This is a genomic window from Vibrio kanaloae, from assembly GCF_024347535.1.
Lineage (GTDB): Bacteria > Pseudomonadota > Gammaproteobacteria > Enterobacterales > Vibrionaceae > Vibrio > Vibrio kanaloae.
Map to the genome: position 1 here is coordinate 1,998,193 of NZ_AP025497.1, position 13,922 is coordinate 2,012,114.

Below are 13,922 nucleotides of genomic sequence, written 5' to 3' on the forward strand. Positions count from 1 at the left end.
AAACCTTGCTATTTATCGTCCATAACAATTCAATATGGGCATTACCACTAACGAGTAGCTTTGCGCTTAGCAAATATCACGGTTAGTTAGACTGAGTACCCCGGGTATACGAAAGACGATATTAGGATCAATCCAATGAAAGATACAAAAGCGTTCAACGAACAAAGAGCAGAAATCTACTGGTGGTTATCAAGCTTATTCGCTAAAGAACTCACTCAAGAAGAACTCGATCACTACCACTCTGTTGACATTCGTTCTTTCCTAACTGGTTTAGGCGAAAATGAAACACTAAAGCCAGCGATTGATAAGTTAGTGGACGCGCTGAACCGCCTACAAACACGTGAAGATGCTCAGCTAGAACTGTCTGCAGACTTTTGTGACCTTTTCTTAAAAACAGATAAACATGGCGCCCTTCCATACGCTTCTATGTATATCGGCGAAACTGGCCTTTTGAATGATAAGCCAGCAAAAGATATGGAAGAGATCATGGCTAAGCACAACTTAGTGGTGAACCAAGATCTAAAAGAGCCAGCAGACCACATTGCTATCGAACTCGATTTCCTTGGTAACTTGATCATTCGCTCTAACGAAACTGAGCTTGAAGAAAAGCTAGAAAAATCATTTTCCGTTCAACAACAGTTTATCGAACAACAACTCCTTACTTGGGTACCCAAGTTCAACGTGAAATGTCATGACGTTGACGAATTCGGTTTCTACGCTTCAGTCTCATCTCTGTTACTCGCCTTCTGTAATTTAGACGCTCAATATCTAGCTGGTGACTAAGCTTATTGCATGACTAGGTAAATAAATTCAATAGAATGTGACAATTCACCCGGATTTCAGGGTGAATTTTATTGCGAGTAACTTCTAGTCAGTCTAAAATTGTGACCGCAAACGATAAAATATGAAACATTCACGAAATGCTATGCTTATTTAAGTTCAGAGCATTTCGGTGTTAAGACAAGCCGCTCAATAGCGGTTTTTTGTTTTTTAGCACGTTAGTACCCAAAGAGCCCTACAAATTATAGCTCTTAGTTAGGTAGCTTAACGGCTACTTTATTCCGTACTTTGGGAAAGTAGCTTCTAATAGGATAAAACCATGGCCACGATAAAAGATGTCGCTCGCTTAGCCGGCGTATCGACAACAACCGTTTCTCACGTAATCAATAAAACACGTTTTGTTGCAGAAGCGACTCAAGAAAAAGTAAACAAAGCTGTAGACGAACTGAACTATGCGCCAAGTGCTGTAGCTCGTAGCTTGAAGTGCAATACAACACGCACTATCGGCATGCTTGTTACTCAATCAACCAACCTATTCTTCTCTGAAGTTATCGATGGTGTTGAAAGCTACTGCTACCGTCAAGGTTACACTTTGATCCTGTGTAACACAGGTGGTATCTATGAGAAGCAACGTGACTACATTCGAATGCTGGCAGAGAAACGTGTAGATGGCATCTTAGTTATGTGTTCAGACCTAACTGAAGAACTAAGAGTGATGTTAGACCGTCACGCTGACATCCCGAAAGTTATTATGGACTGGGGCCCAGAGAGCTCTCAAGCTGATAAGATCATTGATAACTCTGAAGAAGGTGGCTACCTAGCAACCAAGTACCTGATTGAACGCGGTCACTCTAAAATTGCCTGTTTAAGTGGCCACTTAGACAAAGCAGCATGTGTTGAACGCATTGCCGGATACAAGCGCGCACTGAACGAAGCTAAGATTTCTACCGATAATAACATGATCATCGAAGGCAACTTCGAGTGCGATACGGCAGTTCTTGCTGCAGAGCAAATCGTTGAGATGGAAGATCGCCCGACGGCTGTATTCTGCTTTAATGACACGATGGCACTAGGTCTAATGAGTCGCCTGCAACAGAAAGGTATTCGTATTCCTGAAGATATTTCGATCATTGGTTACGACAACATCGAGCTAGCTGAATACTTTTCACCACCTTTAACAACGGTGCACCAACCGAAACGTCGTGTTGGTAAAAATGCTTTCGAAATTCTATTAGAACGTATAAAAGACAAAGATCATGAAAAACGTGTCTTCGAAATGCACCCTGAAATCGTAGAGCGATGTACAGTTAAAACGTTAAATTAATTGATAAAATGAGTTTAATTTCATCAAGCGCACCTTTAGGTGCGCTTTTTTTATCAGCACCCAAAATGAACCTAGATGCACAATACAAAGATCATTAATTGAAGCAATATCACATTTTGAAATAACAAGTGTGAGCCTCATTCAACAAAAACTTTATTCTATTCAATCAGTCACGCACAGGGCAAACCACTCGAAAGAGTGAGACGCAAAGCTTCCGGCCTAAACCACTCGTTGGTATGGTAGCGGGGTTACCGATGGCAAAATGCAGTAACTACTAATCATTTAGTAATTTACGGCTTATTGACAATTTAATTGCAACATTTTGCTAATCTCTCGGACCTGCTTATTTGGTGGCGTACTTCAAATACACCGAGATAAATAACATGGATAAACCGATACTAAAGGACTCAATGAAGTTATTTGAGTCCCTAGGAAAAATAAAATCACGCTCAATGTTTGGTGGATTCGGTCTTTTTGCTGATGACACAATGTTTGCTCTGGTTGTTAATGACCAACTGCACATACGAGCAGACAAATGCACAACAAAGCAATTCGAACAACAAGGGTTTCAACCGTACGTCTACAAAAAACGTGGTTTCCCTGTTGTTACTAAATATTTCGCTTTACCTGAAGGCCTATGGCAAGACCAAGAGAAAATCTTGCAGCTTGCAACCACGTCTCTGGGTTTTGCTAAAGAAGAAAAAGCTGAGCAGTCTTCTGCCAAGCCGACCCGACTCAAAGATCTGCCTAATCTTCGACTCGCTACCGAGCGTATGTTGAAAAAGGCAGGAATCGATTCTGTAGAACGTTTATATGAATCTGGCTCTGTAAACGCATTTAACGCCATCAAAGAATCGCATGCGTCTTCTGTCAGTATTGAACTACTTTGGGCGCTAGAAGGTGCGATCAATGGTACACATTGGTCTGTTATACCGCAGCAGCGTCGCGAAGAGCTTATCAATCGCGTCAATTAACATTGTCAGTGCAATATATACATAACTAAGCCGCATTTACTGCGGCTTTTTTTATATCTGGTGAAAGTTAATCTATGCTTTGCCTGTCTATCTATACTATCGGTATGCATTGAAAATTTAGAGGAAGTATCAATGAGTAAGAAAATGATATTGGGTATTGTGTTGGTCGTAACCATTGTCTTGTTAGGCATCAATTTCGGCCAGTACTTAACGCTTGAAAATGCTAAGACCCAACAAGCTGTCTTAAATGACTACATTGACAGCAACTTTATTGCAGCTGCCGCTATCTATTTTGTTGCGTATGTAATGATTACTGCTTTCTCAATTCCTGGTGCCGCTGTTGTCACCCTGCTCGGAGCTGCTCTATTTGGTTTCTGGAATAGCTTGCTGCTGGTATCTTTCGCAAGTGCAATTGGTGCTACCCTTGCCTTTCTAAGTAGCCGCTATCTATTACGTGACTGGATTCAAACCAAGTTTGGTGACAAATTGGCGACGATTAACAAGGGGGTTGAAAAAGACGGCGCATTTTACTTATTTTCTTTGCGTCTGATTCCTGTATTCCCATTTTTCCTTATCAACTTGCTGATGGGCCTAACGCCAATGTCGGTCAGTCGTTACTACATTACAAGCCAAATAGGCATGCTACCAGGCACTGCGGTTTTCTTGAACGCCGGTACTCAACTTGCGGAGATTGACTCGCTTTCAGGTATCATTTCCCCTTCAGTATTGTTGTCATTTGCTTTACTCGGGGTGTTCCCAATTTTTGCTAAATGGCTAATGGGCAAATTTCGCTCAACACCGATAACTGATTAAGGTTCTATGTCATGAAAATCTTTGTTGCATCGAATCCGACAGAAGCCCACATCATATGTGGATTGCTAGAAAGTGAGAATATTGCATGTGAGGTCCGTGGTGAGGGGTTGTTTGGTTTAAAAGGGGAACTCCCATTTACAGAAGACACTGACCCGTACGTTTGGCTGTATGAACCAGAACTGGCTAACAAAGCTCGCACTATTGTAAATGATTACCAAAAGCAGCAAGATTCGATCATCTATGAAGAGTGGCGATGTAGTGAGTGTCACGAAGTCAACGAAGCACTATTTGGTTCTTGTTGGCAGTGTGGCGCAGCCTCACCTGAGTAATACGCAAAGACTGTGACAAGAGGTTCGGTTTGATACCTCCTCAATATAAAAACGGGAAGCTAATCTAGCTTCCCGTTTTTATTTCAATTCTATCTAATCATCTAAGCTGATAATAAACCTAGAGAATCATTGGATTTGCTTTTGGATAAACTCGATAGAATGTTGATTGAATGCTTCAGGGTTTTCTACATTGCAGACGTGACCGCAGTTAGCGATTTCAACCAGTTCACTCGACTCATGTGCTTGCACCATTTCCTTTACTGGCTTAATGAACATGTAATCACGCTCTCCCATTAAATAGAGAGTAGGAATGGGTAACTCTCTATCTTTGAAATACTTCATTAGGGGATTAACATCTGCGGTTAAGATGAACCAACGTTTAAACTCTTTTTGGCACAGTTTCTTTGCTTCTCGGATAAACAGATGACGAGACTCTTTTTGGCTTTTTTGTGGCATTACTACATATGCAAAAAGACTGTATAACCACATATAAGGAATAATGTGTTTACTTAAGTTACCTAATTTGATTAAAACTTGAGAACGAGTGTTGAGTTTAGTGACAGCGCCGCCTAATACCATTGAACGCACACGCCCTGCAGCTAACTCCGCAACGTTACGTACTATGATCGTGCCTAAAGACATGCCAACAAAATGTGCAGAACGGATTTTAAGATGGTCTAATACCTTGAGAATATCAAGCGTCACCGATTTGAAGGTATAACGATTCGAAATCAGCCCTTTAAGTATATTGTCTGATTTACCATGCCCTCTCAAGTCAATGAGCAGCAAGTTGAAATGCTGTTTATACGCTTTAATCTGCTTGAACCAGATGGAGGAACTGCCTCCTGCGCCATGCACAAATACAACCCACTCATCGCTCGTAGGGTGAGTAAATGTTTTATGAAATAGTAAACTCTCAGACATACCTATCGCTTTAATTATTGGAATGGAGCTATGCCTCATCACGAGGCGATGACTAGGATATCACGCTATTAAGAACTTTAAGTGATAATAGTGTCAAACCTATCATTAGTCATATGAATACTTACCTCACCTTTTCTACCTGACTAAAATGAGTTTGCAAGCTTTGTCTTCGTAAACGTGATGTGCTCTGACCAGGAAACAAAAAGGCACTCTACAATTAGAGCGCCTTCATTTATTACGAGCGGTTGTTGCTCCCAGCTAATTTTAAAGCTAAGTCAACAAGTTAAAATGCTGAATGGTACATAGCTAGGTATTCTTTAGCCGCATCTTCCCAACTAAAATCTTGCTGCATCGCATAAAGCTGAACGCGCTTAATTTCAGATGGATTTTGCGCATAAAGCAGCAATGAACGATGTAAGACTGCCAGTAACGCCTGCGGTGTTGGTTCATCAAAAGCAAACCCAGTCGCGACTTCAGGATCCTTATCGTAATCATTTACGCTGTCTTTTAAGCCACCGACAGATCGAACAATCGGTAAAGTACCGTAAGCCATGCTGTAGATTTGGTTTAAGCCACAAGGTTCAAATTCAGAAGGCATCAAAAAGAAGTCAGAGCCCGCTTCAACTAAATGCGCCAATTCGTTGTTATACGCTTCAACAAACGAGAACTTATCTGAGTGAAGTGCCGACAGATCTTTTAGCTGACTCGCCAACACTGGATCGCCTGTTCCTACAATCACGATCTGAAGCTCGTTCTTCAAAAACTGCTCGATGATGGGCAATAAATAATGTACGCCTTTTTGATGGGTCAGACGACAAACCATGCCATACACAGCGCAGTCGATAGCTGGCAAACCAACATTTTGTTGCAATTTTTGCTTACACGCCGATTTACCACGAACCATGCTGTGCTTGGTCGCTTTGTATTTGCGAGGTAAAAAATCATCCGTTTCAGGATTCCAAGCACCATAATCACAGCCATTCAAAATACCGAACAAGTCCGAGGCTCTGTGTTGGAACTCTGCTTCCATACCATGACTGCCAAGCTCAGTTTTGAGCTCTACTGCATAGGTTGGGCTTACTGCATTCACTTTATCTGCACACAAAACACCCGCTTTTAACATGGTAACGTGAGTATCACTTACCGCAGCTTCAGGTACGTTATAGCTGTGCATTTCAGGCAGGCACTGCAACTTTTCGTAAGAAAAAACGCCTTTGAAAACCGCGTTGTGAATTGATATAACACTGCGAGTGTTTTCGAAAAATTCGTGCTGGTGATAACGAAACTTAAGCAAGAAAGGAACAAAGCCCGTATGCCAGTCGTTCGCATGAACGATATCAGGTTGGAAACCAAGCTTTGGCAACATATCCAAACACGCGGCGCTAAAAAACGAAAAACGTTCTCCATTGTCAGCGTAAGCTTGGTTGTTCTCTGCATACATTTCTGGGCGGTCGAAATACTGGGCACATTCGATACCTAAAACTTGAACGCCTTCTACGGTCAGTTTCTTAACCTGATAAGCAGTATGAGGCCAATGATCGAGTTCAGTCGATAAAATAACGTCTGCTGAGTCAATGTTTGGAATATTTCTATATGCGGGAATAGTCACTCGAACGCCCTGGTCGAGAGCTTGCAAAGCCTTCGGCAGTGCCTTGGCTACATCAGCCAAGCCACCACTTTTAATCAAGCCTTCAACTTCAGACGCTACAAAAAGTACCGAGAGAGTCTTAGTAACCAACTCGTGCTCCTTTTTCAATAACTACGACACCATCATCAGATACGTGGTAATGCTTTTTGTCTTCTGTCAAATTTACACCAATCTGTGTACCCGGTGCGATGTCTGCATCTTTATCAATGATAACGCGGCGCAGGATACAACCCTCACCCACTTTTACATCACCGAGTAAGATACTTTCGCTAATATCACACGCTGATGCGATATTGCTGCGGAATCCCAATACACTCTTTTCAATACGCGAACCACGTACATAACTACCGCTACACACAAGGCTATCAATGATCTGAATTCGACCATTTGCCGAATCAGTAAACGTAGCTGGTGGTAGTGGTGGGTAATAAGTATGTAGAGGCCATTTGCGGTTGTATAGTGAGAATGGCGCATCTTTCTTGAGAAGGTCCATGTGCGCTTGCCAGTATGCGTCAATCGTACCTACATCGCGCCAGTAAACTTCTTCTTTCTCACCAGTAATACGGTTGGTGCTGAAATCATAAACAAACACGTCACCACGGGGGAACATGTTTGGAATAATGTCTTTGCCGAAATCGTGTGTCGAACCTTCTCTATCAGCATCTTCCGTTAGTTCAGCAAAAAGTTCTTTCGCTTCAAATACGTAGTTGCCCATTGAAACGAGCGCTGATTCTGGATCGCCCGGAATCGACTTCGGATTTGCAGGTTTCTCTTCAAAGCCAATCATACGGCCGTCAGCATCAACCTCAATAACACCAAACTCAGAAGCTTCTGCAAGTGGCATACGTAAAGCTGAAACCGTTAAAGCCGCTCTCTTTTCTTTATGGAAATCAAGCATCTGTTTGATATCCATTTTATAGATGTGGTCAGAACCGAAAATACAGACTTGATCTGGTTCTTCCAGCTCCATAAAACCCATATTTTGGTAAATAGCATCTGCCGTACCTTCATACCAACGCTTTCCTTTACGCATTTGCGCTGGAATAGGGTCAATAAAACGATCTGTTATGCCACTGATATTCCAACCTTTTTTCATATGATGAAACAAAGATTGTGACTTAAATTGTGTTAACACATAGATCTTCATAAGATCTGCATTAACGAAATTGTTTAAAGCGAAATCAATTAAGCGGTAGCTACCACCGAACGGAACTGAGGGTTTGCTGCGAGATTCTGTTAAAGGTCTCAAGCGCGAGCCTTCGCCACCAGCAAGAATCATTCCCAATACACCAGCCATTTTATTCTCCATATATCTATAGCTTGTCGATGTCAGTACTCGTAGAGGTATCTTCCTCTGGGGGATGAGCACTAACACTTATTCAGGGTACTTAGCGAATATCTATTCACATACAGTGACAATATCCTAAGCCAAACGTTATTATATGTGCATTATTATTTGCACTTAGTTTTATATACGTTATCGACTTTCCTGTCGATTTCAATTTTTAATACGCCATTCTGCGCTATGTAACCGATTGCTTTTTCTAAGACTTAAAGCAGCTCACACTACCCCCCCCTCTCAGAGATACATTACATTAACACTCACCATACATTAGGTATACAACTAACCCCAAACTTGAGAGTTACAGTATTTTAATTGAGTTACAATATTGTTAAAGCCACATAAAAAGATACGATTAATCATTTCCTTCATTCTCCTGTGGTCATTTAATAATACTCCAGAACTAACAACAGCCAATCATTTGCATAATTAGTCATATTTAGATCAAAAAAAAGCAGCCGAATGGCTGCTTTTTCAATCAATAACGTTTAATCACTTTTCTTTGGGCTTTTTACGCTTATCCGTAACTTCCCACTTACCGTCGATGTACAACGCAGTCCAACCGGATGGTTTTCCATCGACTTCAGTACGAACGTAGTTTTCTTTAGTCTTACGACTAAAACGAACCACTGTCGGCTTACCATCAGGGTCAGCAACTGGCGCTGATGCTAGGTATTGGAACTTAGGTGAGATACGGTCTTTAAAACGAACCAGCTCTTCCACTAATGGTGCACGTGTTTCACGTGATTTAGGGAAGTTGCTCGCAGCCATAAATAGACCAGAAGCACCATCACGAAGAACAAAGTACGCGTCTGAATTTTCACACGGAAGTTCAGGGAAATGCACCGGGTCTTCTTTTGGTGGCGCAACTTCGCCATTTTTCAGAATCTTACGAGTGTTCTTACAATCTTCACTCGTACAGTCCATGTATTTACCAAAACGACCGTTCTTCAGAACCATGTCAGAACCACACTTGTCACACTCAACAAGTGGACCATCGTAGCCTTTCACTTTAAATTCGCCGTGCTCAACCACATAACCTTCACAGTTCGGGTTGTTACCACATACGTGCATCTTACGCTTATCATCGATTAGATAAGCATCCATTGCCGTTTCACAAATAGGACAACGCTTTTTAGCTCGAAGTGCCGCTGTTTCAACGTCTTCTTCAAGCACGTTGATAATGCCTTCTTCATCACCAAGGTTGATTGTTGTCTTACAACGCTCTTTTGGTGGAAGTGCATAACCAGAACAACCAAGGAATACGCCTGTCGAAGCCGTACGAATACCCATTTTACGGCTACAAGTCGGACACTCAATATCGGTTTCCACGATATGATTTGGCTTCATGCCACCAGCGTCTTCGTCTAAATCTGCTTTTTCCAAATCGCCAGTAAAGTCTTCGAAGAAGTTATCTAGCACGCCTTTCCAGCTTGCTTCGCCTTCTGCGATTTGGTCCAACTTCTGCTCCATACGAGCAGTGAAGTCGTAGTTCATTAGGTCGTTGAAGCTGCCGTCTAGACGGTCAGTAACAATTTCACCCATCTTCTCAGCATAGAAACGACGCTGTTCAACTTTTACATAACCACGATCTTGAATCGTCGAGATGATAGATGCGTATGTTGAAGGACGACCAATACCACGCTTCTCAAGCTCTTTAACTAGCGCCGCTTCAGTGAAACGAGCCGGTGGCTTAGTGAAGTGCTGTTTAGGGTCTAGCGCGATCAGATCCAGCTTATCGCCGATCTGAACTGCTGGAAGGATCGTATCTTCGTTCTTACCCATTGGACGCTGAACACGAGTCCAACCATCAAATTTAAGGATACGACCTTTCGCTTTCAACGTGTACTCATCGGCTTTAACGCTTACTGTCGTTGAATCGTATTGAGCTGGCGTCATTTGACACGCTACGAATTGATTCCAAATTAGCGAGTAAAGCTTGTGTGCGTCTGCGTCTACGCCGTTTAGATCTTCCGACTTAACATCTACACTTGAAGGACGAATCGCTTCGTGGGCCTCTTGAGCGCCCTCTTTGCTGCCGTATGCAAGTGCTTTAGGTGGAAGGTATTGCGCGCCGTACTCAGAACCAATGTATTCACGAGCGGCTTCTACAGCTTCTGAGCTCAAGTTGGTTGAGTCAGTACGCATATAAGTGATGTAACCCGCTTCATACAGGCGTTGAGCCAGCATCATGGTTTTCTTTACGCCGTAACCAAGACGCGTACTCGCCGCTTGTTGCAATGTCGATGTAATGTAAGGTGCAGACGGCTTACTCTTGGTAGGGCGGTCTTCACGCTTACATACTTCGTATTGGGCTTTTTCTAAAACACTAACGGCAGCTTGAGTTTGCGCTTCGTTTTCAGGTTTAAACGCAACACCATCTTTCTGCGCGACTTGTAGCCTGAAATCTGTTTTATCTGTTGTTTTAGTGTCAGCATGTACATCCCAAAACTCTTCAGGGATGAAAGCGTTAATCTCTCGCTCACGCTCAACCAACAGCTTAACGGCTACCGATTGAACACGACCTGCGGACAGGCCTCGTGCTACTTTCTTCCAAAGCAGAGGTGACACCATAAAGCCAACAACACGGTCCATAAAACGTCGTGCTTGTTGTGCGTTTACGCCATCAATGTTTAGCTCACCTGGAGTTTCGAAAGCTTGTTGAATAGCATTCTTGGTGATTTCGTTAAAGACCACTCGCTTGTATCGCGTTTCATCGCCACCGATGATCTCACGAAGGTGCCATGCGATAGCTTCTCCTTCGCGGTCCAAATCGGTTGCGAGATAAACGTGGTCTGCGTTCTCAGCCAGTTTTTGTAATTCAGCAACAACTTTTTCTTTACCAGGTAAGATTTGGTAATTCGCTTCCCACTCTTTGTAAGGGTTAATACCCATTTTTTTAATAAGTGCTTTACGATCTTTTTCTTTTTTGATACGAGCTTTCTCTTCTGGGCTCATACCCTTGGTTGAAACTGCAGCAGCCTTTTTACCAGTACTTTGACCTGCCGTTGGTAAATCACGTACGTGACCTACACTCGACTTAACGACAAAGTCTTTGCCAAGGTATTTATTGATAGTTTTAGCCTTGGCTGGCGACTCCACTATAACGAGCGATTTACCCATATTGACTCTAACGTCCTTAATCACGATGCTTCAGCACCAACAATTTAACTTGCGGGCTTTTACGCATGATATTCTAAATTCATTGCTTCTTTTTTTACTATTGTGCGAGATTACTAGAAGATCAACCGCTTTTTTCAAAATTGGATCTGATCGCTCGACAATTCGACGACTCATAGATAAAGGGTCACAATATAAAGAAGCTATAAAGTACTCACGAAGAATACTTGCAAGAGCCTATTCATCAGGCATTACGTCTAAACGGGCTCATACTAAGCTTGTCCGCGAATCTAACGCGAGTTCCATTCAATTATTTTTGTCGTAAATCACAAAATAAATTGTGGATATTCGAAAAAGACTCTCTTAAACGGTTGTGAAATCATTGAATTTCTAGTTCGACACCATAAACTCAACATTATATTCAGTTATCAGAGATAAACTCATGACAAAGAAAGTAATAGCAGAATTTGATTTACTGCTTATCGCAAACCAAATTATCCAATCACATGATGACTACATTGAAGGCATGCGCGCAAACAGCGTAGTAGAAAAAGACGATGTTCTAATTTTCAAAGGTGAATATTTCTTAGACAGTAATGGAATGCCAACAGAACATACAACCGCGGTATTTAACATGTTTAAATACTTAGCGCACCATCTTTCGAAAGAATTTACGCTTCAGCAATAATTCAAAAGCTTGCCATTTAGGCAAGCTTTTTACTTCCTCAACCTATATATGTTTTGCATTTTTATAGACTTAGCATTTTCAGCTTATCGAAGTAGTCAGGGAATGTCTTTGAAGTACAACCTGGATCATTGATGGTAACCGGCGTATCGCTCAAGGCCACTAACGAGAAACACATCGCCATACGGTGATCATCATAAGTATCAATCGCCGCGTGTGTCAGTTCAGCTACTGGGTTAACGATGAGGTAATCTTCTCCCTCTTCCACTTCAGCACCGACTTTACGCAGCTCGGTTGCCATCGCAGCTAAACGATCCGTCTCTTTCACACGCCAGTTGTAGACGTTACGGATAGCTGTTGTGCCTTTCGCAAACAGAGCCGTTGTCGCAATAGTCATCGCAGCATCAGGGATATGGTTATAGTCCATATCAATGCCTTTCAGCTCACCACAACGAGAGATAACGTAGTCGTCACCCCATTCGATTTCCGCACCCATTTTTTCAAGCGCATCAGCGAATTGGATATCACCTTGAATACTGTTTTTACCAATACCAGTGACCTTAATTTCACCACCTTTAATCGCAGCGGCTGCCAGGAAATAAGACGCTGATGATGCATCGCCTTCCACTAAGAAGTCACCCGGAGCTGTGTAAGATTGCCCAGTCTGAATCACGAACTCTTGGTAATCGTTATTAATCACATCCACACCAAATTGCTTCATGATGTGCAGCGTAATATCGATGTAAGGTTTAGAAACCAATTCACCGTCAATTTTAATGGTCACTTCACCTTCAGCTAAGGGCGCAGCCATCAAAAATGCCGTCAAGAATTGACTAGATATTGAACCGTCGATAGAAACCGTACCGCTCTTCAGACCTGTACCTGTGATCTTCAATGGTGGGTAGTTTTCGTTCTCTAAGTATTGAACGTCGGCGCCGGCTTCGCGTAGTGCAGCGACTAAGTGGCCAATCGGACGCTCTTTCATGCGAGGCTCGCCTGTCAGAACATACTCACCGCGGCCTAAACATAGTGCAGCCGCCAACGGACGCATCGCCGTACCCGCGTTACCTAAGAAAAGCTCGAGGGCTTTATCGCTTGAGAACGCACCACCAACACCTGTCACTTCACAAACGGTTTTGTCTGCAGACAACTGATAATCAACACCTAACTGAGTCAATGCATTCAACATATGACGAATATCATCACTGTCTAGCAAGTTTGTTAGGCGAGTGGTTCCCGTAGAAAGTGCCGCCAAAAGAAGTGCACGGTTGGAAACGCTTTTTGAACCAGGTAGGTTAACTTCCCCGTTCACTTTTTGAATTGGTTGTAACGTAAGGCTTTCCATTAAATCTTATAGTCCTTGTACCACCCGAAGTCACTGGCGCGTATTTATTTTCGGGTGATGAATAATTCTTCGTACTTGCAGAATAACTAACTTTTCCAACTAACTCCAGAGCTAATCCCCTTGATAAAGGCGATTAATCAGCCAATCAATAAAACCAACACACTAGTACACGATATCAACGCGAACACCATCAGAAAAATAGAGAATGCGCACATCGTCACCTCGGTTAAACAACATCGAGTTATCGACATCTTGAATAATGTTAACCAACTTGCCCTCTTTGGTTTTGACCAATAACTCGACAAGTTTGTATTCGACTTTGTACTGTGTATTGCCCCGGTTACGAGCTATTCCCGCACCAGCCACTGCGCCCACGGCCGTTGCGACTTCCTTACCAGTGCCACCACCAAACTGATTACCGATCAAGCCACCGATCGCAGCACCCAATAAGGTTTCCCAACCATTCGCTTTCGATTCAACGATCTCTTGTTGAGTGATGTATCTAACCGTATCGATCTCACCATAAACCACCTCATTCACTGGTCGAGCTTGGTTTCTGTTGTAAGCTGCATTTGCCAACATGGGCAAAACAAGTAAAATCCAAAGCAACTTCTTCATGGTAAAACTCCTAAAGACCT

Annotated in this window: 12 protein-coding genes and 1 riboswitch; of the genes, 6 read left to right on the forward strand and 6 right to left on the reverse strand. The window is 42.6% G+C overall.

Annotation, left to right across the window (positions count from 1 at the left end):
* The first annotated feature begins 135 nt into the window (after positions 1 to 135).
* The 5 genes from torD (at position 136) to OCV24_RS09090 (ending at position 4,220) form a co-directional block, all read left to right on the forward strand.
* Complete coding sequence (gene torD / locus OCV24_RS09070) at positions 136 to 783, forward strand: molecular chaperone TorD (protein WP_017055045.1); 648 nt, start codon at positions 136 to 138, stop codon at positions 781 to 783.
* Between the two features lie 316 nt (positions 784 to 1,099).
* On the forward strand, positions 1,100 to 2,104 hold the full coding sequence (gene purR, locus OCV24_RS09075; protein WP_017055044.1) for an HTH-type transcriptional repressor PurR: 1,005 nt from the start codon (positions 1,100 to 1,102) through the stop codon (positions 2,102 to 2,104).
* Between the two features lie 170 nt (positions 2,105 to 2,274).
* Positions 2,275 to 2,360, forward strand: a riboswitch (cyclic di-GMP riboswitch).
* A 127-nt stretch (positions 2,361 to 2,487) separates the two neighbouring features.
* Positions 2,488 to 3,078, forward strand: coding sequence for a TfoX/Sxy family DNA transformation protein (locus OCV24_RS09080; protein ID WP_004736448.1), 591 nt, complete (start codon positions 2,488 to 2,490; stop codon positions 3,076 to 3,078).
* 132 nt (positions 3,079 to 3,210) lie between these two features.
* Positions 3,211 to 3,891: a TVP38/TMEM64 family protein gene (locus tag OCV24_RS09085; protein WP_046222748.1), complete on the forward strand. Its 681-nt coding sequence runs from the start codon at positions 3,211 to 3,213 to the stop codon at positions 3,889 to 3,891.
* 11 nt (positions 3,892 to 3,902) lie between these two features.
* Entirely contained in the window at positions 3,903 to 4,220 is a 318-nt protein-coding gene (locus tag OCV24_RS09090; RefSeq protein ID WP_017055041.1) for a putative signal transducing protein, read from the forward strand.
* 126 nt (positions 4,221 to 4,346) lie between these two features.
* Here OCV24_RS09090 and OCV24_RS09095 read toward each other — a convergent pair whose 3' ends face one another.
* From OCV24_RS09095 to topA, 4 genes are all read right to left on the reverse strand, one after another.
* The gene (locus tag OCV24_RS09095) at positions 4,347 to 5,144 is read right to left on the reverse strand and encodes an alpha/beta fold hydrolase (protein ID WP_017055040.1); all 798 of its coding nucleotides are present in this window, start codon (positions 5,142 to 5,144) and stop codon (positions 4,347 to 4,349) included.
* A 283-nt stretch (positions 5,145 to 5,427) separates the two neighbouring features.
* Positions 5,428 to 6,882: a glycogen synthase GlgA gene (gene glgA / locus OCV24_RS09100; RefSeq protein ID WP_150877860.1), complete on the reverse strand. Its 1,455-nt coding sequence runs from the start codon at positions 6,880 to 6,882 to the stop codon at positions 5,428 to 5,430.
* Positions 6,872 to 8,089 carry a glucose-1-phosphate adenylyltransferase gene (gene glgC / locus OCV24_RS09105; RefSeq protein ID WP_017055038.1) on the reverse strand — a complete coding sequence of 406 codons (1,218 nt, stop codon included), beginning with the start codon at positions 8,087 to 8,089 and terminating at the stop codon, positions 6,872 to 6,874. The genes glgA and glgC overlap by 11 nt, the downstream gene beginning before the upstream one ends.
* A 537-nt stretch (positions 8,090 to 8,626) precedes the next feature.
* The gene (gene topA / locus OCV24_RS09110; RefSeq protein WP_146450026.1) at positions 8,627 to 11,257 is read right to left on the reverse strand and encodes a type I DNA topoisomerase; all 2,631 of its coding nucleotides are present in this window, start codon (positions 11,255 to 11,257) and stop codon (positions 8,627 to 8,629) included.
* Between the two features lie 439 nt (positions 11,258 to 11,696).
* On the opposite strand from topA, the gene OCV24_RS09115 reads away from it, so the two are divergent.
* A complete protein-coding gene (locus OCV24_RS09115; RefSeq protein ID WP_017055036.1) occupies positions 11,697 to 11,942 on the forward strand; it encodes a YciN family protein in 246 nt (81 codons plus the stop codon).
* Positions 11,943 to 12,003: 61 nt separating this feature from the next.
* On the opposite strand, the gene aroA is transcribed toward OCV24_RS09115, so the two are convergent.
* The gene (gene aroA / locus OCV24_RS09120) at positions 12,004 to 13,284 is read right to left on the reverse strand and encodes a 3-phosphoshikimate 1-carboxyvinyltransferase (RefSeq protein WP_017055035.1); all 1,281 of its coding nucleotides are present in this window, start codon (positions 13,282 to 13,284) and stop codon (positions 12,004 to 12,006) included.
* 162 nt (positions 13,285 to 13,446) lie between these two features.
* The gene (locus OCV24_RS09125; protein WP_017055034.1) at positions 13,447 to 13,902 is read right to left on the reverse strand and encodes an outer membrane lipoprotein; all 456 of its coding nucleotides are present in this window, start codon (positions 13,900 to 13,902) and stop codon (positions 13,447 to 13,449) included.
* Positions 13,903 to 13,922 lie beyond the last annotated feature (20 nt).